17 protein-coding genes and 1 pseudogene are annotated in these 25559 nt (G+C 33.1%); 4 read left to right on the forward strand and 14 right to left on the reverse strand.

What is annotated here, in order from left to right; translation table 11 throughout:
• Positions 1 to 60 precede the first annotated feature (60 nt).
• The 3 genes from OPR21_RS04455 to OPR21_RS04465 are packed head-to-tail and all read right to left on the reverse strand — an operon-like array spanning position 61 to position 3545.
• Positions 61 to 1404, reverse strand: coding sequence for a reverse transcriptase domain-containing protein (locus tag OPR21_RS04455; RefSeq protein WP_265030305.1), 1344 nt, complete (start codon positions 1402 to 1404; stop codon positions 61 to 63).
• A complete protein-coding gene (locus tag OPR21_RS04460; protein ID WP_265029627.1) occupies positions 1394 to 3418 on the reverse strand; it encodes a recombinase family protein in 2025 nt (674 codons plus the stop codon). Before OPR21_RS04460 ends, OPR21_RS04455 begins: the two co-directional genes overlap by 11 nt.
• Positions 3372 to 3545, reverse strand: coding sequence for a hypothetical protein (locus tag OPR21_RS04465; protein WP_265029628.1), 174 nt, complete (start codon positions 3543 to 3545; stop codon positions 3372 to 3374). Before OPR21_RS04465 ends, OPR21_RS04460 begins: the two co-directional genes overlap by 47 nt.
• Positions 3546 to 3725: 180 nt before the next feature.
• Here OPR21_RS04465 and wmk (OPR21_RS04470) point away from each other — a divergent pair, with 180 nt between their 5' ends.
• The 4 genes from wmk (OPR21_RS04470) (at position 3726) to OPR21_RS04485 (ending at position 8385) form a co-directional block, all read left to right on the forward strand.
• A complete protein-coding gene (gene wmk / locus OPR21_RS04470) occupies positions 3726 to 4640 on the forward strand; it encodes a WO male-killing family protein Wmk (RefSeq protein WP_265029629.1) in 915 nt (304 codons plus the stop codon).
• 38 nt (positions 4641 to 4678) lie between these two features.
• Positions 4679 to 5611, forward strand: a complete 933-nt coding sequence (gene wmk / locus OPR21_RS04475) for a WO male-killing family protein Wmk (RefSeq protein ID WP_406829248.1) — start codon at positions 4679 to 4681, stop codon at positions 5609 to 5611.
• 527 nt (positions 5612 to 6138) lie between these two features.
• The gene (locus OPR21_RS04480; RefSeq protein WP_250120254.1) at positions 6139 to 7038 is read left to right on the forward strand and encodes a DMT family transporter; all 900 of its coding nucleotides are present in this window, start codon (positions 6139 to 6141) and stop codon (positions 7036 to 7038) included.
• A gap of 39 nt (positions 7039 to 7077) precedes the next feature.
• A complete protein-coding gene (locus OPR21_RS04485) occupies positions 7078 to 8385 on the forward strand; it encodes a UDP-glucose dehydrogenase family protein (protein ID WP_265029631.1) in 1308 nt (435 codons plus the stop codon).
• 17 nt (positions 8386 to 8402) lie between these two features.
• On the opposite strand, the gene OPR21_RS04490 is transcribed toward OPR21_RS04485, so the two are convergent.
• The 11 genes and pseudogenes from OPR21_RS04490 to OPR21_RS04540 form a co-directional block, all read right to left on the reverse strand.
• Positions 8403 to 9548, reverse strand: coding sequence for an MFS transporter (locus tag OPR21_RS04490; protein ID WP_010405355.1), 1146 nt, complete (start codon positions 9546 to 9548; stop codon positions 8403 to 8405).
• Between the two features lie 140 nt (positions 9549 to 9688).
• Positions 9689 to 10732 carry a threonine aldolase family protein gene (locus OPR21_RS04495; RefSeq protein ID WP_265029632.1) on the reverse strand — a complete coding sequence of 348 codons (1044 nt, stop codon included), beginning with the start codon at positions 10730 to 10732 and terminating at the stop codon, positions 9689 to 9691.
• Entirely contained in the window at positions 10729 to 11778 is a 1050-nt protein-coding gene (locus OPR21_RS04500) for a threonine aldolase family protein (protein WP_265030306.1), read from the reverse strand. The genes OPR21_RS04495 and OPR21_RS04500 overlap by 4 nt, the downstream gene beginning before the upstream one ends.
• The gene (locus tag OPR21_RS04505) at positions 11762 to 13555 is read right to left on the reverse strand and encodes an ABC transporter ATP-binding protein (protein WP_265029633.1); all 1794 of its coding nucleotides are present in this window, start codon (positions 13553 to 13555) and stop codon (positions 11762 to 11764) included. Before OPR21_RS04505 ends, OPR21_RS04500 begins: the two co-directional genes overlap by 17 nt.
• Positions 13556 to 14545, reverse strand: a complete 990-nt coding sequence (locus OPR21_RS04510) for a phytanoyl-CoA dioxygenase family protein (RefSeq protein ID WP_265029634.1) — start codon at positions 14543 to 14545, stop codon at positions 13556 to 13558.
• Between the two features lie 4 nt (positions 14546 to 14549).
• Positions 14550 to 16226, reverse strand: a complete 1677-nt coding sequence (locus OPR21_RS04515; RefSeq protein WP_265029635.1) for a WG repeat-containing protein — start codon at positions 16224 to 16226, stop codon at positions 14550 to 14552.
• Complete coding sequence (locus OPR21_RS04520; RefSeq protein WP_265029636.1) at positions 16187 to 18514, reverse strand: glycosyltransferase; 2328 nt, start codon at positions 18512 to 18514, stop codon at positions 16187 to 16189. The genes OPR21_RS04515 and OPR21_RS04520 overlap by 40 nt, the downstream gene beginning before the upstream one ends.
• Positions 18471 to 19424 carry an NAD-dependent epimerase/dehydratase family protein gene (locus OPR21_RS04525; RefSeq protein ID WP_265029637.1) on the reverse strand — a complete coding sequence of 318 codons (954 nt, stop codon included), beginning with the start codon at positions 19422 to 19424 and terminating at the stop codon, positions 18471 to 18473. The genes OPR21_RS04520 and OPR21_RS04525 overlap by 44 nt, the downstream gene beginning before the upstream one ends.
• A gap of 125 nt (positions 19425 to 19549) precedes the next feature.
• Positions 19550 to 20299, reverse strand: a complete 750-nt coding sequence (locus OPR21_RS04530; protein WP_265029638.1) for an NTP transferase domain-containing protein — start codon at positions 20297 to 20299, stop codon at positions 19550 to 19552.
• Between the two features lie 200 nt (positions 20300 to 20499).
• Positions 20500 to 21795: pseudogene (locus OPR21_RS04535) on the reverse strand (IS4 family transposase).
• Between the two features lie 482 nt (positions 21796 to 22277).
• A complete protein-coding gene (locus tag OPR21_RS04540) occupies positions 22278 to 24392 on the reverse strand; it encodes an AAA family ATPase (RefSeq protein ID WP_265029639.1) in 2115 nt (704 codons plus the stop codon).
• Positions 24393 to 25559: the final 1167 nt, after the last annotated feature.

Below are 25559 nucleotides of genomic sequence, written 5' to 3' on the forward strand. Positions count from 1 at the left end.
ACTGCAAAACCGTACGTGAGACTTTGCGCCTCATACGGCTTCTCTCTAATTTGGTGCTTTTCATGCACACCTCCTGTGTAATTCATCGTGACAATGTCCATGTAACAAAGATAAGTTTGTGATCATATTGTTTCGTCTATTCCGGTCTTTGTGATGTATTTCTATTGTATCATCACTTTTAAACCATAGTCTACAATTATCGCATTTACTTTGTTGCAACCTCAATAATTTTATTACTCCTAGTGGCTTATCTGGTATTTTTCTCAGACGTTTACCCCAATATACCCAATCACCATCATATGGGGATCTGGTTTTTTGCACTTTGATATGTCGTTTAATAACATGATCGCTGTGTATAGTAAGACGTACCTTGTTACTTGTCATAAAGCGCCAGTTTTCGTTATTATACTTCTTAAAGTACTTTCTTTTTATCCAGCATCTCCCTTTGTTTGGGTGCCTAAAAACTGCCCACTTCCAGAGTTTTCTATGCATAATATTATCCAATGAGCTAAAGATTTTACATGAAACTACCGAGGAGTAATATTGACTCCATCCTCTGTTTATTGGATTGAGATCCTTTATCACCCGTTCTTGTGGTGCTCCACGCATTTCTCTGAGTTTATGTTTAATAGCTAGTGTATGCTGTTTTATAGAATTACGACTTGGTTTGATTAATAACTTGTAACCTTTCTTACTTTCTTTTATTGGATATTGTCTTATTGAAAATCCAAGAAAATCAAATCCTGGTTTTGTTTCGTCAATGGTTCTTAATGTATGAGAAACTCTTGTTTTAGAGGGCTTTAATTTTAGTCCAATGGTTTCTAACCATTCTTCAACTAAAATTTTTGCTTTAAGAATAATCTCTTCGTTTTCATGTATGATGACAAAATCATCACAGTAGAAAATTACACTAATAGACTTTTGCGCGTTTCTATGCGATATCCTACCATATTTTCTTTTCATGCATTGAAAGAGTTCGTTTGTTAATGCTTTTTTGACATGTTGCTCTAATCCGTGTAATGCAACACAAGCTAGCAACGGTGAGATCGTCCCTCCTTGAATTGTACCACGTTTTGTGGATTGAAGCTTTCCATCTTCCATAACACCAGCTCCTAACCATCCTTTTATGATTTTCTTTAATGTTGGTGTGGTATTGAGCTTTTCAAGCAATTTATTATGGTTAATATTGTCAAAGCATCCAGAAATATCAGCATCTAATACATATGCTGTTTTCTGTTTTAGCACATCAAATATGGCTTCAATTGCATCATGACATGATCTACCAGGTCTAAAACCATAAGTGTTTGGCTCAAGTTTTGCCTCCCATTCTGGTTCTAAAGCCATTTTTACAAGTGTTTGTTTTGCTCGACACGATATAGTGGGCACAATGACTTCATAATACACCTCCTTCAATTTGTTTTTGTGATTTTAATCTTGCAATTGCTATTTTAGAAGAGTTCTCAACACGCTTTTTTAACTCTAGTTCTTGTTCTGGACTGATAGATATCCAGAATTGTGGACCAATACGCCGTACATTAATAAACTTATGTTCAATCCAATAACGTACTACGTAATGACTAACATTGAATTTTTCTGCAACTTGCTTCACTGATAACTCTTCTTCAGATTTTTGATTACATAGTGCTGGAATCTTATGTTTAAATCGAATCCATTTTATACTTTTTACAGTAAATGGATTGCCTTTATTTGTTGTAAGTCCCTCTTGGTTTAATAGATTAATAATTTGCACATCAGTCATTGTTGTTGATAGCTGTCTTATCCGATTAACTATATCCTCTGAATGCCGCCATCTGTCATAAGGTTTCTTTGGTAATTGTACTTCTAAGTCCTCTGTAGCATTTGTTTGCCAACGTATATGTAGCACTGCTTTTTGTTCATTACGTAGTTTTTCAACAGTGATATCTTTGATTAGAAGTCGTAAAATACGCTTTCGATCTCTTGCACTCGTTGACTCTGCATTCCATAAGCGTGGTAAGTCTTGAGCTAGTGCCAACACTTGCTCTTTTTGTTGTTTTGTAGCTACAAGTACGTCCTTTTTCTTATATTCATCATATTGATTCTGTGCTTCTTCTAATGCTATTAGAGCTTCGTTCCAACGCCTCTCCAAAGTTGCAGCTACTAGGCGATTCGATGGATCTACTTCTTCATAACGTCTCTGTGCCAATTGTACTTCATAATCTGCTCTTTTTATTTGCATTTGCCATTGCTTGTCAAGCATGTTACCTCGTTGTTCCAGTTCTTCAAATGCTTTTACGGCAATCTCAATTTGCGCAGGTTCCATGACTTCTAATACTCTTTTTGCAATAGCTTTATCCAAAGGATTTCCATGAACAGAAAAACAGCTTTTACTATCTGCTCCCCACTTCTTTTTCCAATTACATTCATAGACAGTAAGAATACCATTTTTTCCTTTATACCTTATACTAAGGCGGCGGCCACAACAACCACAAATCAATAACCCCTGCAATAATCCCAATCCTTCTCGTACTGCTGTAGGTAGCATGTTCTCTTCTCTACTGGTTTGATTATTTGCTAAAATCTTTTTGTTTGCTATATATTCTTCCCATGTTATGTAACCTTCGTGATGGTCTTTTATCATTGTATGCCAGGCTTCCATTGGTAGGCGAACTACTGTTGTTTGGACCTGTCCAGTACTCGATAATTTTTTCTGATATCTATAACGGCCATAAACATAAACTCCAGCATAACAAGGGTTTTTTAATACTGCACATACTCTAGAATGTGTTAATGCTCCCCATATCAGCTTCCCTTTCCAAATACCACCATATGCTCGTTTTGGAAATTGTATTTTGTTTTGGCCAAAATGGTGAACCACTCCATAAGCACTGCCCTTTTCTCTAAATACCCTAAATAATAATTGAACTACACTCCTTACTTGCTCGTTATCGTCAAATCTAGTATTGCCTTCATCATCATAACAAAATCCTACTGGTAGAGGAAACCGAAGCTCTCCTTTCCTAGCCTTATTTATCTTACCTCCCAAAAGTCTAGCACGGATAAAGTGCAACTCTGCTTGTGACATCGTTCCTTTTAACCCTAGCAGCAATTGGTCGTTGAAATCATTAGGACTATAACAACCATCTTCATCGATAATTAGTGTATCGGTTAAAGCGCATAATTCCAGCAATCTGTGCCAATCGCTACAAGATCTAGATAATCGTGATGCTTCTAGTACAAATACTCCCCCTACTTTTCCCATTGACACATCTGCAACTAGCATTTTAAAGTCTTCTCTGTTATTAGCTTGGGTCCCCGACATTCCTAAATCACCGTCTAAAATTTTGATTGCTTCCTGTGACCACCCCAATTGTTGAGCTTTGTCTTGCAGTTTATATTGCCTCTCGGTACTCTCCTGATTTAATCTTACCTGTCCCATTGTCGATTGTCTCAGATAAACATAGGCTGGTTTTGATACATGATGATTCTGAATCTTGTGTGCTGTCATTACTGATATCCTCCGTTTTTATCGATTGTTGTTCTGCTATTAAATACTCGTACAACATAAAAGAGGTTAGCAATGATGAAGTATTGTCTTCATGGGTAAATAGGGTATGTGGAGGTAGTAAAGAAACCTTTCGGGAACTTTAATGCGTCTACAGGCAACTTTAAGGTTCCAGAGGTTTTTTTTACCATTATATCTGGAGCCTTAACAAAATTGAGCTATAGTAGAAAATATTATATGTATGGTTCTTTTCGTGGAAAGAAGTCTAGAGTATGAAGTAGGGCAAAAAGTAAAAAATTGGAGGTTAGAGCGAGGTTATACTCAGAAGGATTTAGCGGAGAAAGTTGGTGTAAAGCATTGGGTGATACTGCAATATGAGAAAGGGAACCGTAGAATTCCAATTGAAAGGCTGTATGCTATAGCTGAGGCACTATCAATCAGTATTACGGATCTTATTCCTGTATCAAAAAGCTGTCTTGAAGATGAGGGAGAAGAAATATTAAATTTAGTAAGAAAATATAAAACAATTAATGATCAGGAGTTACGTAGGGTGTTTTGTTTATTAACCAAATTTGTTCAAGTTAGTGAGAAAAGTAGTAGAAAATCGGAAAAAATAAAAATCGCAAAGGGTTTGGTTAAAGCAGGAATTTCTATTGATATTGTTTCACAAGCAATTGGCCTCTCTGCTGATGAATGTGTTGAAGAAAAAGTTGGTTCTATATACTGCCAAATAGGAAAAAAGATAAAAGAATGGAGACTAGTGCGGGAATATACTCAAAAGGATTTAGCAGAGAAAATGAGTACAACCCGTCACGAAATAAGCAACTATGAACAAGGAAGGACTGCTGTTCCACTTGATAAATTATATGAAATGGCAGAAGCATTATCGATTAATATTACGGATCTACTAATAGAGGAAGGGAGTAAAGTGAAAAATGAGCTACCTGATTTGATTAAAGAATACAAAGAAATTGAGAGCCAAGAACTACGTAATGCATTAAGAGAGTCTCTGTTTGAAGGTATAAGGATTTGTGAAGAAAAAGTGAGAAAAGCGGAAAGGATCAAAGTTGCAAAGGATCTAGTAAAGGGGGGAATTTCTATTGATATTATTTTGCAAGCAGTAGGTTTATCTATTGATATGGTTTTAGATGGATAGCTCGTGAAAAAATTATAGTAATAGAGTTTTTTTCTTAAATGGAGGTATATGTGTTTGTTTCTGCAAGCAATGTTAGTTATGGAATAGGACAAAAAATAGAAAATTGTAGGTTAATGCGAGGTCATACTCAAATAGGATTAGCAGGTCAAATAGGTTTAACATACCAAGAAGTGAACAGCTATGAGAATGGCTATAGCGCTATTCCAATTGAAGTACTATATGTAATAGCAAAAGCATTATCAGCTACTGTTACAGATCTGCTACCTGAATCAGTAGTAGTAAGAGAGTATAAAGATGAAGACGAAGAAATACTCTATCTAACAAAAATATACGAGAATCAAAAGTTAGGCAAAATAGTACCTTCATTAGTCAGGTTTGTTCATATTAGCGAGAAAGTCAATCAAGAGGAGGCAAGATTAGAGGTAGCAAAAAATCTAGTTAAAGAAGGAGTTTCTACTGATATTATTTCCCAAGCAACCGGCTTATCTATTTACGAATATAATAATACAAGAAAAGAAGTCTGCACTGATTCTATATACTACAGAGTAGGGCAAAGAATAAGAGAATGGAGGTTGATAAGGAGATATACTCAAAAAGATTTGGCGAATAAAGTTGATTTAACGCTCAAGGAAATACACGAATATGAAAAAGGATGTACTGCCATCTCATTTGATAAATTATATGAAATAGCAAGAGCATTATCAGTGAATATTAAAGTTTTGCTACCTGAAACGAGAGAAAGTAAAGAAGAAAATAGGCTATTGAGTTTAATAGACGAGTACAGAGAACAAGAATCATTAGATGCGTTAGTCAAATCTCTATCTGAAGATATGAAAAGCGGCAAGGAAAAAGTTAAAAAAGCAGAGAAAATCAGGGTTGCGAAAAATCTAGCAAAGGCAGGTGTTGCAATTGATATTATTGTGCGAGCAAGTGACCTAACTGCTGATGAGTTGGGTGATTGTGAAAATTGAATTGTGTTAAAGACGGTACTGAGAAACAGTATATTAAGATATAAGTAAAGATGGTTACGTATTTAATACATCTATTCTGAAAATTTGTTTAGCTGACTCAACTGAAGCATTTTCGTAAAGTTTTGCTGCTAATTTGTGTTGTTTGATAAACTTCAAATTTAATGCTTTTAAAATTGATGCTGAAAACACATATTGCTAATGCTAGCAGAGAAGCTAGTTGGTAAAATTGCCACAGTCGTCAGTACTCCCGATTACTTTTCCTGTCTTCTTGCTGCAAGTACTTTTAGTTATGGTATTATCCATATAATGTTATGGTATTCGCAAATATTATCATATATTACAAAAAAATCAGTTAGCATTTCTGTTTATTAAAATTATGCAATAAAGCTGCATTTTATATAACACTTCTCAAATTATTTCTACTAAATATTTATGAATATGGTTAAACAGTAGATAGAAGAAACCTTTTCTATTATTGATCTTTTGTACAGTAAAGTTATCTCATAAAATATTAAATTTGGAGTTTTATGGATCACAGACTAAGAGCTTATTTGCTTGGAGTTACCTGGTTTATACTCAGTTTACTTAGTAGTGTAGTTAATGATACTATATCAAAGTGTCTCGGTTTACACCTTCAAAGTTTTGAGATAATCTTTTTCCGTTTTTTATTTAGCACTATTACTCTTATACCTTTTATATTTTACTATGGAATAGGAGTTTGTAAAACAAGTCGAATATCTATTCAAATAACTAGAGGTGCATTGTTGTTTTGTGGAATGACCTTATGGACCTATGGGTTGACTATTTGCCCAATAGTAACTGCAACAATTATAGGTTTCTCAATACCATTATTTGTTATGCTTCTTGCAATTCCTTTTCTGGAAGAAAATATAATTTGGCAAAGATGGGTAGTAGCTGTCATTGGTTTTATTGGTATTGCTATTACTACTAAAGCTTATAGTGAGGATTTTAATCCTAAAATTCTTATTTTTATTGTATCCGCATTAATCTTCGCTATACTAGATGTACTTAATAAGAAGCTTGTAATGAAGGAGACAATAATAAGTATATTATTTTACTCAGCTCTAACAACAACAATTTTTTCCACTCCATCTTTGTTATTTTATTGGCATATGCCTTCCTTGTTGGAGTTAGTATTACTGCTGATTTTAGGAATAAGTTCAAACCTAATTCTGTTCTTCATGTTAAAAGCTTTTGCTCTTACTGATGCCACTGCACTTGCACCGTATAGATACATAGAGCTAATAATTTCTGCAATAGTAGCATACGTTATATTTAATGAATTACCTGATAAAAGTGCTTTATATGGTACTTTGATATTAATACCATCAACCTTGTTCATAGCTTATTCGGAAGGTAAGGCAATTAAGAAAAATAATGTAACAACAAAAGTTTATAATTGTTAATGGTATTTATTTTAGATGCTAAGCTATATTTTTAAGGTAATGCACATAACTATTATAGGAGTAGGGTATGTAGGCTTAGTATCTGGTACAATGTTATCGGAGCAGGGCCATAAAGTTGATTGCATTGACATAAATACTGAGAAGATTGAACTTTTGAAATCAGGGAAAATTCCCTTATATGAACCTGAATTAGCAGATTATTTAGAGAATAATATAAAGTCACAAAGGATAAGATTTTTTGATTCGTATTCTCAAATAAATCCCAATACAGAAGTAGTATTTGTAACTGTAGATACTCCATCAGACTCCCTAGGAAATGCAAATTTAAAGAATGTATATAATGCAGTAAGTGAAGTTTCTGAGAGAGTTAATCAAGATTGCTTAATAGTGATAAAGTCAACTGTTCCTCCTGGTACTGCAGAAAATATACATAATTATTTATCTAATAAGGGCTATAACTTTGATTTAGGAGTTAATCCAGAGTTTCTCAAGCAAGGCTCTGCAGTATCAGATTTTTTATACCCAGATAGGATAATAATAGGAGTAAAAACTAAGCTAGCTAGGGCAAAACTAGAAGTTATATATAGATCATTTATAGATAAGAATATTCCGTTAATAGTCACTGATACAGTTACTGCTGAAATGATTAAATATGCTTCTAATGCCTTTCTAGCAACAAAGGTTGCTTTTATCAATGAGATGGCAGGTTTATGTGAGCTATTAGGAGCAGACATTGACCTTTTAGCTAACAGTATGGGAATGGACCATAGAATAGGTAAGGAATTTCTCAAAGCTGGTCCAGGATTTGGAGGATCATGTTTTCCTAAAGATTTGTCAGCTTTAATAAGGCTTGCTGAAGACCACAATGTTAAGCTACAAATTTTAAATTCAGTTAAGGAATCTAACTATAATCATATAACAAACATTGCTAAAAAGGTAGAATATGTATTAAATGGAGTCCAAAATAAAAAAATAGCAATATGGGGGCTAACTTTTAAGTCTGGTACTGATGATGTAAGAAATAGCCCAGCTATAGATATTGCACAATTGTTAGTGAATAACAAGGCTAAAATTACTGCATATGACCCAATGGGGATGGATAATGCTAGGCAAGTTCTAAAGGATATAGAATACGCGGACAATGCTATAGGGGCTGCAAGGGACGCGGAAGCCTTATTATTATTAACGGAGTGGAAAGAATTTAAAAATCAAGATTTTGCAAGTTTAAAGAGTATTATGGCTGCACCTAATGTTTTTGATTTCCGTAATTTATTAGATAGCGAGCTATTACTAAGATATGGTTACCATGTTTATTCCTTGGGTAAAAAATCTATCTACAAAGTTTAACTGTTGAGAAATTTTTTTTACACCGCTTTACTTAGTTTTTTTAGATCTTTGCTTGATAGTATGGAAAAGCAAACGAGTGCAACAACAGAGCAAATGGAAAAAAATGAAAACATAATACTGTTACCACAGTGCTTAACAAGTACTCCTAAGAGCACGCATGAAAATATTGAACTTGCAATATACCCAAATAATCCTGTTAAGCTTACAATTGCACATACATTATTTTGTGGAGCAATTTCTACAGCTATAACACCTGTCAGTACTTGCACTCCAAATATAAAGAATCCTGATAAGATTGCACCAAGGTTCATAAGAATTATGTTTTGACCAAAGTTCATTGCAATAAAAGTGAGTGCTATACCCAACATATAAAGTGATGCCAGCAAGCTTCTATTTTGAAAGAAGTACATATCACTAATTCTTCCTGTGATTAAAGTTCCAAGGATTCCACCTAAATCATATACGCCTGTTATTAGTGAGGATTGTACAAGAGAAATTTGTAATTTATTCTTTAAAATTATAGGAAACCAAAAGAAGATTCCCATTTTTATAATATAAGCACAAAAAGTAGCACAACATAGAAACCATATGGAACTTGTTACCTTGATACCTATTTGAGATTTCTGCACCTTATAATAGGTAGTAAAGTTGGCACTTTCTTTGTAATATGCCTTTAATATTATATAAATTCCAAAAAGTAAGCATAAGAAACCAGAGTACAAAAATGCACTTTTTGCATCATATATTTTAATTATACTTGGTAATACAATTAAAGTAATACAAGAACCAAGTTGCTGAGATGCGCTCATAACTCCCCATGATGATGCAATTGAAGAGATGCTAGAGTTTGTAACCATAAACTTGGTAATAGCTGGCCAACCTAACCCTTGTGTCCAAGCTAATAATATTAATGTTAACAGTAATAAAGTTAGATTATTATATGATAAAGTTATACCAATGGTTAATAATCCAGTTGCAATATTGCATAGCCCAAACATAAATAATGGATTATTTTTGGAGTCCATTATTATTCCATTAACAAATTTTGATACTCCATAAAAAAAAGAAAAGCAGGCAAAAAAATAGCTTAATTTTACATGGTCAGTATCTATTAACAGTGGTAGAGCAATTGGTATACTTTGTCTTGATAAATAAAGCAGCATATATCCACAGAAGAATAGTAAATATTGAAAGAAGACAAAGTTCACACCTATTCCCAAATAGCTCTATGCAGATGCTAGCATAATACTATATTGGTATAATATTGTTTGACAAGAAGTTTGCAAACAATTAGTGCAGAAAATTACTTACTTAGTATCTTTCTTATAGCAGATACAGTAGTATTAATATCTTCATAGCTTATATCTCTATGTGTTATAGCTCTGATTTTACCTTTGATGTTAGCCATTCTAATTCCATAATTTGTCATTAGTACGTTTATTAATTCTTGAGTAGATATACAATTAGTACGTAATGAAAAATACGCTATATTAGTTTTATACAGGTCGATATCAACTATAACTTGATCTATGGAGTCTAGGCCTTCTATAAGGTGCTGCATTTTTTTATGATCTTCTTCTAAAGAATTTACATTATTACGTAGAGCATATAAACATGCAGCTGAAATAATGCCAGCTTGGTGCATACCTCCGCCAATTTGAAACTTATAGTACCAAGCTTTTTCAATAAAATCTTCACTTCCAAGCAATATTGCGCCCATTGGAGCACCTAATCCTTTACTAAAATCAATGAATACCGAATCAAAATAACTTGCATACTCCTTTGGAGATATTTTAGTATAAGCACAAGCGTTGAACAGTCTTGCTCCATCTAAATGAGTGAATACGTCATTCTCTTTGCAGAGACTTGAGATCTCTTGAATATATTCTAAAGGCCACACAGCTCCACCACCAAAATTTGTCGTTTGTTCGATAGAAACAAGCCCAACTCTCGGAATATTTCTTAAACTAGGACGAGTAATAAACTCAACAATTTGTTCTCCAGTAAATATTCCTCTCGTACCTTTGATGGGCAAAGGAGTGGCATGTGCCTGGGCTGCGATCAAGCCAGATTGTACTATGAGCGGATGTGAAGTTTCATCAAGCAGCAAGTAATCACCAGGTCTTTGAATGTGTACTTTATAAGCAATTACATTGGACATTGTTCCTGAAATCAAAAAGATTCCTGCAGGTTTACCTAATATTTTACATGCGGTTGCCACTAATTCGTTCACAGTTGGATCTTCACATGCAGCTTCGTTTCCAACTTTTGCTTTAGCCATCGCTTCCCTCATTTTAGCTGAAGGGTCAGTGTTTGAATCGCTAAAGAAATCTATTTTTATTCTCATATTAAATTTAACACAACCTCCTTTATAATTTCAGCAGCTTTCATGATGTCTGTTTCCTTTGTGCCAAGATGGGTAACTGCTCTTATATGAGACTCGAGCCAAGGAAAAAGCAATAAACCATAAGCTTGGCACTTACTCAAGAAAACCTCATTAGTTACATTTAGTGCTTTTATACTAAAGCTTACTATATTAGTTTCTGGATAAGGTAGTACCAGTTTTATGTGTGGAATTTCTTTAATCTTATCTGCAAGTAATTTAGCGAGCTTATTATCTTCTTTAAGCCTAGAGATATTATTCTGTAGTACGTATTTTGCTGCATTAGCACAATACCCTATCTGATGATAACCACTACCTAGCCAAACCTGTAGCTTTTTAGCCCTTTCAATTATCTCTCTTTTACCCATAAGCATTGAACCAAAAGGAGCGCCAAGTCCTTTAGTAAAAGAAAAGCTCATTGTATCCACATATTTAGCATAATCTGCTAAAGCAATATTTGTTTCGATATGAGCATTAAATATTCTTGCACCGTCTAAATGAAGATTTACATTGTGAGCTTTTAAAAAGTGATATAACTCGACTTGTTTTTCAAAAGGATAAATTTTACCATTAAACCCATTTATACTATTTTCTATAGAAACAAGACTCACCTGAGCAAAAATTTTATACCTCGGCTTAGAATTAATAGCATATTCTACTTCATCAACATCTAAGATTCCGCTATTATTTCTAATACAATTAAATACGATATTATTTACTTTTGCATTGCCTGCGCTATCGAAAAAATTAACGTGATAATTATAATGAGTTATTAGTTCATCACCAGGACTTGTTTGACTGGCAATGGCTAATCTATTTGCAAGCATACCGCTGGTTACAAATAATGCTTCTTCTACTTTGAATAATTGTTTGCAATATTCTGATAAGTCATTACAACTTTTGTCTTCACCATAAGCAAAATCTCCAACAGTTGCATTACTTATTGCATGTATAACCTTGGAGCTCTGCAGAGTTGTAGTGTCGCTTCTCAGATCAATAATTTTTTCCATCTTCTTTTTTGCCATTCAAACAACCAATTTGAGCATTCCAAAGTTCTTTATAAAGACCGTGTTTAGAAACTAGTTCAGCGTGTTTACCATCTTGGACAATTTTTCCTTTGTTAAATACTATAATTCGGTCCATGTGTAAAAGTGTAGAAATACGGTGTGCTATAGTAATCGTAGTTTTATTTTTCATCAATTTGAATAAACTCATTTGAATTGTTTTTTCTGTTATAGAATCTAACTGACTAGTTGGTTCATCGAGAAATAATATTGGAGCGTTTTTTAAAAATGCCCTTGCTATTATTATTCTTTGTCTTTCTCCTCCAGATAGCTTGATGCCTTTTTCTCCGACTGTAGTTCCATATTGATCTGGCAGAGTCATAATGAAATTGTGAATACCAGCCAGCTTTGCAGCTCTCATTATTTCTTCGATAGTAGATTGAAGTTTACCATATATGATGTTTGCTAAAATAGTATCATGAAATAACAATGGGTCTTGAGGTATTACAGATATTTGTTGCCTCAAAGAACTCTGTGTAACTTCTGATACTATTTGATTATCAATCTGTATATTACCTTTTTTAACATCAAATAGCCTTAGAATTAAGTTTATAAAAGTAGATTTACCACCTCCAGAATAACCAACTAGACCTACCTTTTCGCAAGGATTAATGGTAACTGAGAAATCTTGAAATAATGGCTCCTGACCTTCATAAGAAAAAGAAACATTGTTAAACGTTATTCTTCCACTTAATAAATTTAATTCTTTAGCATTTTCCTTATCTTGAATTTCTGGTACGGTAGTCAAGATTGGCAATGCATCTGAAACTTTGCCGAAATGAGTAGAAAATTGGGTAAGATTCCTAGTTAGATGGTTAAGAAACTCTATAATCGATATATTAATTCCAAGTACAAGAGCAATATCTCCTATTGCAATTTTGTTCAATTGATAGTCATAAATTAAAAAGTACAAGTTTACTGCTTGGAGTATATCAAATGAATAGCCATATATAAACCAAAGACAAAAGTATGCCCATTGTAATTTTCTCTCTGCAATAGTTCTTTTCTTGCATATTTGAAAAAATTTGTGTCTCTCATGTGCTTGCTGAGAAAATAGCCTTACTGATATAACATTTAAAATACTATCTGCTATACTAGCTATTACTTGTGAATTTTGTTTAGAGTAATTATCAGCTAGTTCAGTAAGTACACAAAAGCTGAAAATCGATACTAAAATAAAAATGCTTACCCAAGTGAATGTGGCGATTGCAAATTTTATGTTTACTAATGATAAGGTATAAATAGCTAAGACTAATGCTATGCTGTAACCGAAAAAACAATCTATAAGCAATCTTATTAACTCTATCACACTATCCATTAAGTTACTGGCCTTATGTACTAAACTTCCGGATAAATTGTTCTGATAATAGGAATGGTCTTGTTGGAGTAGCCTACAAAAAGACATATCAGCTATCTTTTGACGCATTAAGGTAAACATTTGAATGTCAACAAAATAGCCATAGAATCTAAAAGCAGTAGTGATAAGTAATGCCATACCAAGATAAGCGCTTACAGGTAATAAAAGATTTTCAATTACATTACCTTCCTGATATTTTACAGCTGTATCTAGAATATTTTTTACTAAATACTTTCTAAAAGACAAATCAACAGCTACCACCAGAGCAACTAAAGACATTATAAGTACATTAAGCTTGAATTTAGATACTATATTCAAGATGAACATCAATACACATTTGAAGCTATCAACTCTACTTCTGTTCATTTACAATGCTAGCTCCACTACGTTGACTTTTTTATTGAGAAATACAAGTAGTGAAAACCATAAATTTTTGTATATTTTTCCTGAGATGTCTCCAGCATCATGTAGTGCTGATGCTCGATTCAGAATAAGTAGCTTATATAAATCTCGCTTAGCCTCAGTAGTGTCGATCTCAGAAATATTTGTAGTTGTGTCTGTAATAAAGGCTAACCAGCTCTTGATAAGTTCTTCCATGTTTTTTACTTTTATACTTTCCTGGTAGCAAAATAATGACAAGCATTCTCTCAGTATAGATTCTGTTAACTCACCACAATTGAGTATACCAAAAACTGAAGGCTGAGGTTTTGGCACATAGGGAAGGTCTTGATCTTTTACAATCCACCTTGTTACATAAGCAAATCTATCTTTAGCATCTGTATTCTTATCACTACCATGCCATAACCGTGAATCAAAAACTATCGCATCTCCTGCTGAAATAGGTAGTGACTTAATTTTGTAATTTTCCCGATTACTTGAGTACTGATCAAAAAAATATGGGTACCAAAAATCAACTAAAGGCTGTATTTCCCATTTATGACTGTTTTCTATAATTTGCAGTGCACCTGAAGTTTCACTTACATTATTCAAAGCTAACCAAACAGAAAAGTGGTAAGGATCATTGAAACTATAGGAGATGTCTTGATGGAAGGGAACTGCATCTATTAAATCAGCAGTTTTACATATAACATTTGATTTTTTCTGCAGTATCTGACACTGAAGTGACTTTTCAAGGTAATTTTTAATAATTTTATCTAATGCTTGAGAGATAATTCTAGTTACTCGAGATGACGTGCCCCATCTGCCGGTACAGTTTAAGTAGTCAGAAGTTGAAACACTTAGTTCTTGGGATAGCTTTGATATCTTATTTGTTATATCACTTAAAGACTGAGTTATTAGCTCTAAAGGAACCAGATTTTTGATAATAAAAAAACCATTTTTTTGTAATGTTTCCATGTGATTAACACCTGACATCAATAACTGATAAGTAATCTGTTAAAGGTAAAACAGCAAAAATTTTGAATCCTTTTACTTGTTTGAGTATTTTTTCCCAATCGTTTAATGTTCTTAGTTTACCTCCTGTTTCAACCATGACATTAATATCTACAGAGCCTCCAGTTGGAGAGCGATAATCTAAAATAGTTTCTATCAATAAAATACGAGATATTCCTTTGACCAATTTTAAATAAGACAATACTTTATCATCATCATAGTGCTGTAGAAAGCGGCAAAAGACACCTAATTCATAATTTGTAACTGATAGTTCTTCCTGAGTTATAAGTTTGACTTTTAAATTTTCTACTAACTGTCTTGGTACTTTATGTTCGTTATATAGGCCTATAGAACCTTTATTGTGTATATCAGAATAAGCAAGAAATAAAGAGTGTACACCAAATAGCAATATATTCTTAGCACCATCTATATTAATCCTAGAATTAAACTCTTTAGTATCAAATCTAGAATATCCTAGCAATGCTTGGTAAAACGCTATTTTCTTATCTTCTGATGCTTCTCTTTCCTTAAAAGATTCAAATGAAGAGATTGACTCCTGTTTTAGTATATCAGCAATCTTTAACCAATTCTTTTCAGCGGCAACTCTTGCCCACATTGTTGCTGCTTTTGGCAAAAATGGTATTTCCTTAAAACACTTACCTTTTGATGATAGTTTCCATAAGTCCTCGTCCTTATCGTAATCAATAAACCCTATTTCCCACAACGCCCTTAACAGCCTTTCTAGATTTGGTACGATAATGTTTAACTTTTTAGATAAAACTGGCATAGTTGCAGGTAAAATATTTAACAAATCAAGTTCAATAGCAACGCTTGTTAGGTACGTTTTCCAAAAGGCTGAAAGTTCTGCAGAAATCCTATGCACTTGAGATTCTTTACCTAAATCAAAAATACTAAACTTTACATTTCCGGTAATATCGATTTGTTCTAACACACCTTCAAAAGTTTCAACTTTTGCCATCCCATTATAAAATGCTTCTACCATTTTAAATCTCTGCTGGTAAATAGGATCACCATTAATATCTATATGAAACCAACCATGTTGATCTTCTGCAATAGAATACCCTTTATGAAAAACATTAAGTTTTTTATACCATTTATTATGTACTAACTTTCCATGATGATTAATATGTGTAGCTTTACTATCCTTGTAGACTACAGCGATACCATCCTTAAAATCTCCAACATAATCATATTCCTCCTGATAAATTCTGTTGCCATTTAAATTAATATGAAAACATTTATCATGTCTTCTAACTACACAAGCATCTTCCTGATAATTTCCAATCCATTGATAAGACTGTTTGTATACTCTACATCCAGATGGATCAATATGGTAACACCCTGTATCATCTTCTACGGCCGCTCTATTAAAGTAGAATCCAAAAGTTTTTAGAAATCTATGATGATAAACTGCTTCTCCTCTTACATTGATATGATAAGCACCTGTCTGATCATAAACTGGTGCAAGACCGGGCTCATGAAATTTACCAGCCTTTATAAACCTATTTTCATACAAAGGATTTCCTAGTAATTCGTGAAAGCTCTCACACGGTGAAATTTTAATAGATTTAAGATTATCTTTGATTAATTGATCAAAGGTTTTCTCATGTTGCATGTTTTGCATAATTTGTAATTTAAATAATTCTTTTGTAAGCTTAGGTACTCACTACTCTGCCATATTTCCTCGAGTTTAACCTCATTAACATTACCAAAATTTCCTAATGTCTTACGGAGTTCATCTGGAGCACAGCAAGGACTAAACTTTCCTTCATTGTTTATCCATGCTTCTTTACCTAAAAATGGGCATTGACCACCTGGAGCCAAATCCTTAATACCTTCTTGAGAAAGAATTGTAAAATTTTCTAATTTTATCTTTTTACCATTTGGTAATAGCATATTATCTCTAAGCTCATATAACCTTCTCACCTCTGTATTCCATCTACTAATTGCTAACTCATCTCTTCTCATAGATAGATCCTTAATTTCCTCAAAATGTGCCCAAAGATGATGTCCTTTAACTCTATCTATGCCGTTTTTTATGGCCATCTTAACTATGTCATAGAGTTCATGTAAATTACTTTCCAAAAATGTTAATTGTAAAGTAACGGTACACCTTTCACCTGTATCGCTAAAGTATTTATCTCTAACTTCAAGGAAAGTTTTTAAATTTTCTGTCACTACTTCCCATTTTGAACCTTTCATGATTCTTTCATGAGTTTCTTTAGTTGCCCCATTCCAGGAAATCTTAACATCAGATAAAATTGGTACCAATAGTTCAGCCCATTTTCTAGCTCCTTTAATAGGAAAAGAACCATTGGTTGTGAGGTTAAGCTTAAGGCCGAACTCATGGCACAAATTGATTATTTCATCAAAGCTTTTATACATTAAAGGCTCACCCATAGTAGAAGGAATGATTTCCCTTAAAGGTGTGCCAGCTGCTTCCTTAATTACTTTTCTGATAGTTTCTATCGACAGTATCTTAGGTTTTATTCCTTTAGCTTTCTTTTCTTCTTTAACTTTGCTGTATGGTGAAAAACATTCGCACATTATACAAGCAAAATTGCAGTAATCTGGATTAGTATCAAAAGTAATTCTCCAAGGACCGGGTTTAACAGCTACTGATTTGCCTTTCTTTTCAATAGCATTACGGTAAATCTTGTTAAGTTTCTCAGTATGCTCACCTATAGAAGGTATATTTCCATTTTCAGTATAAGGATAGCCTTTTTGGGTAAGTTTATTATATAACTCCTGATCTGTAGATAGGACTTGCATTTTTTCTGACAAACTACTTGCATCTCTGTGCTTAAATAATAGTCCATCTCTTACATATTCTGCCATGCCACCATAATCGGCTGTTATAACTGGTATTCTAAGTTGCTGTGCTTCATGTATTACTAACGGTGAATTTTCACCCCAAATTGAAGGAATGACTATTGCATCGACTTTATTAAATACGTCAGTAACTATATTCTTATTATCATAACTTCCCATCCATTCTATTCTTTCTTTAACAACAGGTGAAAACTGATCGGCAATCGCTTTTAAAGCTTTAGTTTCTTCTCTTGCTGCTCCCCAAATTCTAAGTTTTGCTTTAGATGATAAGTGAGAAAAAGCTTTCAATAATAGATTAACACCTTTTTCGGGAGTATGAGTACCAATATAACCGAAAATAAACTCTTTTTCTTGTGCTCTATTTCTATTCTTAAGACGATTGAGATCAAAACCATAATCAAGATAAGAAATTTTGTTTATCGGAACATTAAAATCCTGAGTAAATTTATCCATCAAGAATTTTGATGGGGAAATAAAGTAATCTATATAGTCTATTATTTTCCTTGTGTGCTTCATTCTAGTTGCAACCCATTGTTCCCAATAATTTATGTCTAAATTCAGGAATTCTTTATCTCCTGTAAAATATCCCTTGTAACATTGGGTTGCACATTTTTGATCCTTTTGTCCATCACAAAGACGTAACAAATCTTCAGAATTGCGTTGAATAAACCTTCCTCTTGGACACATTAACCAAAAGTCATGTAGCGTAAAAATTGTAGGTATATTTTCTTTAAAAGCAATTTCTGGTAAAGTAATTGATAGATGATTAAGATGACCAAAATGTATAAGATCTGGCTGAAAGTTATCTATTACTCTTTTAAATTTTATATCTACTTCTTCATTGATAAATTTATAACGATATTTAGCTATGGGTATATTAATTAAATGCAGTAAGATTCGAGAATCACTACGATCTAGGACTGTAGTGTAATAAAAATCAGGTAAAAAGCTATTTTCATACCTAGTAAATACTTGTACCTCATTGTTATTTGCTAGTTCATGAGCAAGAGTTTGGCTGTAAACCTCTGAACCAGCGCTATAATAAGGAGGGTAACCATGAATAACTTTTAATATTTTCATATATTACCATATCTATATTGTTAGGATACTCTTGTATATTGTTTTGTAGACTTTTTATAAAATTGCTTAATCCTACTTCTAATGAATGCTTTGGAGACCAACCAAGTAGCTCTTTAGCTCTAGTAAAATCACCATGGAACTTAGTTACGTCAAAATTTCTTGGAGGATAAAAATCAATTCTAGAATCACTTTTCGTGACTTTTAATATTGTTTTTGCTAAGTTTTCTAAAGTACATGGGCTATTAGTAGTAAGATGAATAGCAGGAAGAGAAGATTTTTCACTTTGTAAATATTTAACAGTTAAGCATATACCCTCTATAACATCATCCAAGTAGGTAAAATCAAAAACACATTCTTTACCTTCTATTTTAATTGGATCACCTCTTAATGCATTAATACAGAGTGCGGGAATTACTCTACTGTTATGATCTAGTAAACCACCGTATACATTTGAAAAGCGTAATATTGCTACATTAAAATCTTTTAAACTTGTTATTTGCTTCTCAATAAATGCTTTACCTTTGGCATAATTATTTATTGGATCGATACTAGCAGATTCTGTAACCGGCAGTTCCTTCTGCTCTCCATAGACTTCCCTACTACTTGCATATATAAACCATGGTTTATTTGGAAGTGACTTACATAACCCTAAAAACTGCATTGTACCATCAACATTAATTTTTTGACACAGTGTAGGATAAAGTTCACCATGTATAACTCGAGAAATTGCAGCCAGATGAATAATTCCTGTACACTTAGCAAGTAGTGGTACTATATCTTCTGAAAAAAAACTGAGTGGATTGTTGCGAAACCTAATATCACAGCTTATTACTTCATGGCCCTGGTTTTCTAACTTTTTCACCAAGGTCGACCCTATCAAACCTGCAGCACCTGTTATTAATATCCCCATGTATACCCTCTCACTACAACTAGGAAAATTTGTCGTACCAATTATCTTACAAGTAAGAATCAAAAGGTATTATAAAACCAGTATAAAACAAATGTCAACTTAAATTAATGAATAAAAAAATGTAGTTATGAAAGAAAAGTTGGCTGCCTTCTTTCTTGAAAATAGTGTTCGGCTTTAATCAAATCCTCCTTATTATTTACTCCCATTGCTTCTCTTTCATCAGAAACTACATAACCTACACTCAAGTTATTGTTTGCTGCAATGGGCACTATATCATTAAGACAATATTCATTGGTCGAATTATTAAATTTTATTTCTTTTACTAAGGTAAAAAGATCTTTAGCATATGAAACTATTATTCCAGAGTTTGCAAGAAGCATTTTATCTCCATTTTTTAGGATTTTTTGAACATTTCCGTAATTATCAATTACTAATCTTCCATATTGTTCATCTTGACTATTGAATCCAAGAAGAACTAAATTATTATACTTTAAACAATCAGTCATTTTCATAACTGTATCACTAGATATAAAGGGAGTGTCTCCATACTGTATTAAAACTATGTCTTGGTCAGATAACCCCTCCAGGTTTTCTAGGGCAATTTTAACTGCAGTGCCAGTACCTGTAATATTTTCTTGAATTATCAATTTTATATTATATTTATCAATTATATCTTTTAAGGTACTAAATCTTTCTAACTCCTTTAGAAAAGCCTTGTTAATGACAATTGATAGACTTTTTAAACTCAGCGGTTTTGCATTGTGAATTATATGCTCTAAAAGAGTAAAATTTCCCACTTGGTGCAACGCTTTTGGATATTCAGAATTCATTCTACTGCTCTTTCCTGCTGCTAATATTATCAAAATGTTACTCATACATAACTCAGGAATTGATTAGGTAGTAAGTTAATTTATAATTAGTAAGATGTAAAGTCCACTTTGATTTTCTAGAGGAAAATAACTACCATCGAACAGACAAAATTCGTTAAATTAGCATCTGTAGTAATTCTTAGCAATTATTAAGTAAAATTTTAGAAAGAGACGCCCCATAGTTATAATTGAGCATACGCGTCAAGTTAAAGCAAATTTAGAGAAGTTAAGGTGGATAGCCTAGTTTTTCTGTACTTGTCTTTTAATGAAAATTGCGACCAAGTTATGGTAAGCTTTTTGAGAAAAATATTTAAGCCTTTAATTTTATTATTTAGTGCTAAAAATAACTCTCTAACCCGTCTTTTTAGCTCAATAAATGCCTTTGTTAAGCTAAGCTCCGTATTTTTTTTCAATTCTGTGCAACCCACTATTCCATGAAATATAAGAATTGCACACAATTTGGCATATAGCTCACATAATACTCTGTATGGCTTTCCTCTCAGCTTATCAAGCCTTATATTACTCTTATATAATTTGAACAATAATTCAATTTGCCATCTTACTCGGTAAACTACTAGTATTTGCTCAGCATTAATCTTACTTTTTGGAACGTTAGTTATGAATATCGACCAATCCAGCAATTTTTGATTCTTTTGAGAAGATGTATATCCATGTGATTTTGCTAACTTGTTAGCCCTTCTTCTTCTAATTATAGACTGTTCTTCAGTTAATTTTTGACATATAATTCTCACTTTAATTTTTGTTTCTTTTCCTAACAGCACCTCCTGTTCTAGAAAAGATCGATCTTCCAAATGTTCTAGTAAATCTATTTTTTGACCCGTCTCTATATCATATGTATTCGTATCAACGACTGATAAAGTAAGCTCCTGCTTGACTGATCTGCTCAAAAGAACTTGGCACAAAATAACCCAAATCAGATATTAGTAAATCGTTGCTCGATATATTGCTTAAATGGCTTCTATAACCCTCTTATTCCTTCAGTTATATTAAGCTGGTCTAATGTCTGGTTTAGGTAGTCAAAAACTAATTGTAACTTTATTCCAGACTTAGTATTACTTTCATAACCACTGTCCATAACCTTTATACATGTCTTCCATACTGTTAGGTAAGCTAATATAGCTGCTGTCTAATAACTTAACACCTCCAAAGTGCTTCAAGATTCTGCAATCAACTTGTAAGGTATTTTTAAGTAACGTTAAAGATTCATTATACATTCTTTTCATGAATTCCACTGCTTCCTTGGTAAATCTAAAGTCCAGACCTTGTTTTGTTATATTTATCGAGTCTTCATTCAATAATTGACACACTGTCTCTATACTACAATTATCAACCCCTATATTACCCAAGACTATGGCTTCTACGAACGACGAGCCTTTTAGCTTCCTCTTTCTTTTTATAAATCCTGTTGTAGCTGAGATTTTATCTGCTTTTTCATTAAAAAATTCTTTGAGCTTTTTTGAGATGCAAACTATTCTTTTCATTGTATAAGTTCTCCGTTTTGTTTGTTAATTTTAAGAGAACTTATATCTTCTTTTTCTTTTCTTTACACCAACTTTACCTCACTTCTTCTTAACTTGACGCGTATGGTTATAATTGAGTGTGTGCTACTTTCAAGTATGGTTTTTATTGATGAAACCTCTTAGACCACTCTGTTTGAAATAAGGTAACTACTGCTTAATTCACCAAAAAGCCTGTAATTAAGTTCTAAAGCGAGTGTGTCCAACCCAATCGATTGTATCTCTTTAGCGTCTGTAATGCCCTTTAAAATTTGAATAAAATGTACTTATACTAATTCTATTAGTATAAAATAAACTTGCACATGATTTTATCGTCATTTTTATTCATTGTAAAGAAAATTTTGTATGAAGGTTTTTTAGAAAACTCACTTGCCCCTCTTAAATGCTCTCAACATCCTGAAAATTTGAATAAAAGTAATTGCTATTTTCAGAAACTTTTTGAAAAATTACCACAAAATATCTAAATCTTTAATAGGCAAGACCGCACCATTTGCTTGTAGATAGTAATGTGTTGGCTTTATTAACTTGTGCTCTACTTTATCTCCTACTGAAACTTTAAATTCCATATCCTGCACACAAAGAAATCCATATTTAGAATTGGTCCCATATCCTGCAGCATTACGAAAGAATTTAATCTGTCCAAGAGTTGCAAGATTATTTATTCTTTCTCTAATATTGCGCTCACTGCCAAGACCCTCTTCTCCTTCAAAACGCTTTGCAAATTGTCCAGCAGTATAAATATTACCTTGATATGCGCTACTGCGAATTAAACTCAAGATAACCTCATGTTTTCTCATCCGTTCTAAATCCAACTTTTTACTATATTGATCTCTGATTATTGGTTCTGAATTTAAAACTGAATTGTCATGTACAAATGCCCCATTTTTCCAGTAAAGTGTCATTTGCCCGTTATTGCACTGCGAATAGTTAGATTTTTTGCGCGATAAAATTCTCTCATCAGGAGAAGCATTAGCTTTATCTGGTCTAGTCAAATACCAACGAGACCTTACTGTATTATTCCATGCTGTTGAACCGCCTGTGCCAGTTTTACGTATTATTCCCGCATCAGAAGGGTGGGCAAGTAATAAAACAGCTCCTTTTATTGCTTGAGCTATTCGACCACAACAACCTTGAATAAATTGTCTCACATGAGAACGGTCGTTTTCATTTCCTCCAAATAGGTCTGCTGCTGTATCTAATATCACAAGCTTCGGCTGAAACGATTCAATATCCTCAAGTAACTCTTGAAAGTACGTAGTTAATTGACCAGTATCTTTGTTATTAAAAACCATAAGTTGATTATTGTGCCCTGCTCGTGACCATAAGCCAACATTATCCTGAAAATCAGAAGATTCCATACCTGATTGATAAAATTCATTTATTGCGCATTGCCGACGCCAAAGTTCTTCTTCATCATCTTCACAGAACACACCATATGTCTTTATTTTTTCCAGATCTATTCCAAGCCAAGGTTTACCAAAAGCAGCGGCTGTCATTAATTGTTGAGCAAGGAGAGATTTTCCAACACCACCATCACCATAAAGAGCTGTAACACTTCCTACAGGGAGCCAATCCTTAATAACCCACTTTCTTTCTGGAGGGATATTGGTCCAAACTGTAGTATCAATTCTTTTTGACTTTCTTGAAGAATAAGGGCTTTTGTTGTTAAGGATAAATTCTTCAACGTTCATTCCTTCTAGCACACTATCTGCAGCATCCCAAGATTTTGGCTTATCTTGAGGAATCTTGAGAATAGAAAGTGATGCAACTCCAAAACCAGAAAGCTTTTTTGCGGCTTCTTGAGCATAATCTTTTCCAGGATCATCGTTATCTGGCCATATAATAATGTGTTTACCTTTAAGTGGAGTCCAATCAGTTTTCTCAATAGGTGCTTTTGCTCCAAACATTGCTGTTGTTGCAGTGATCCCTTGTTCTATGAGTAGCTCAGCACATTTTTCCCCTTCTACCAATATCACTCTATCAGATTTAGTGATGCCTGGAATGTTATACAGAGGCCTGATCTCAGGTGCAGTAAAGGTAGATTTTTTAGCATCAAATGGTTGATAACTTTTTCCTGAAGCAGTATCATAACGATATTTGCTGGCAATCAACTGATTATCCTGATCGAGATAGTCCCATTGAGTTATTCTCTTTTGCTCTTTAGTAGGTCGCTTGTTACATCCTATCCATTCACTTATCGAAGAAATTACTTCAACAAATTCTATTTTAGCGTTTTTCCCATGTGCAGCTGCCCAAAGATCAATAATGTCACCACCGTCCCCAGTTGCAAAATCAATCCATAATCCGACCTTGCCATACGCTAATTCAACTTTGAGGCTTTTGCCTTTATTACCTTGTACATCACCTATCTGAAATTTGTCACCATGAAAAGTTCCTCTTGGAAATAAATAAGAAAGGCATGATCTGATGTTTAATAATAGTTGTCTTTTTATTTCTTCTACATCAAATTGTTCTAATGGTTCTAAATGTGAGACAGCGTCGTTAAAATCATAATTTAAAGTATTTTTTTCTTTGACATCAGTTAAAAAATCTTGTACCATAAGTTGAAGCTCCTTTTAAAGTTAAGTGTTTGAAAGGTTTTTGAGCAAGGCTGTATTGGTTGCGGTCTTGTTCTCTTAATCATGAAGTAAAAAATGTAGTAGGTGGTTCTCTTGGCAAAGCTTGAAAATATATTAATAAGTGAAGGAAGTCAGTTCAGGTTTATAGTAAAGGTAAGATTGAAGGCTCTTAGAGTTTTCTTTCTTTTAAGACAAAATACTCTAATGTAATTCTACAATATTTTCCTCACTATGTCAACTTCCTATTAAATAATCATAATGCTTCTATTTTGTCACATTGATATATTACATATTTATAGTATGTAATATATATTATATATAAGGAAATTTGCCATTTAACATTTTGGTTAAACCTCCACATATACGCAGCTTTGGAGCCGATTGGCAATTTTGCCAAATGAAATTTTATTTGCCATTTGAAATTCTCTTAAGGTATTGATTTTCTTGTATTTCTCTTTGTAAGTTCATCTGGTTATTTGGTAGGTTTGCCAAATGATTTGCATTTTGAAGCTTACTTTAATAAGTAAATATACCTATATGGTAGAAAATTTATGACAGTTGCTTACTGCATAAACTAAGTTCACTTATTAACATAACTCAAGAGATGCTTATATTTCTGTACCATTTACTATAGTATACCGGATCCCTTATCGATCTTTCCGGAAGTGAGGGAAATTTTTCCAAAACACTTTTACTCCTTATTATAAAAACATCTAACTTTAAACTTACACTGTTCCCTTACTATATATGTTCACCAAAATTATAAAAACTGTTCACTTTTTTAAAAAATTTTGCACAACTCCGCTTTCTATTAGCTTTCATACTCCACTAAATGACTTCTTTTCTAAACGATATATACTAGAAATGCAGTCCGAAATATGAATTGCTCTAAAATTTTTTTCATTACGATTTTTCTATTAAACTTTAATAGAGCTTAACACATTTACAATATACTCAGGGGAGAGATTTTTCATCTATAGGAAGTAGCCACAAAAATGTTGTATTAGTAAAGTTATTCATAATAATTATTTGTGAATTAAGTGCTTTAGATTCGAGATTACATAGATTTTTGGCAGTTTAAGCTATTTTAGATTGGAAAATGAAATCTCCTAAAAGGAAAAAACCCAGCTATATTAAAGGGTTAAGGAT

This window comes from Wolbachia endosymbiont (group A) of Philonthus cognatus (assembly GCF_947251755.1).
In the GTDB taxonomy this organism is placed as follows: domain Bacteria; phylum Pseudomonadota; class Alphaproteobacteria; order Rickettsiales; family Anaplasmataceae; genus Wolbachia; species Wolbachia pipientis.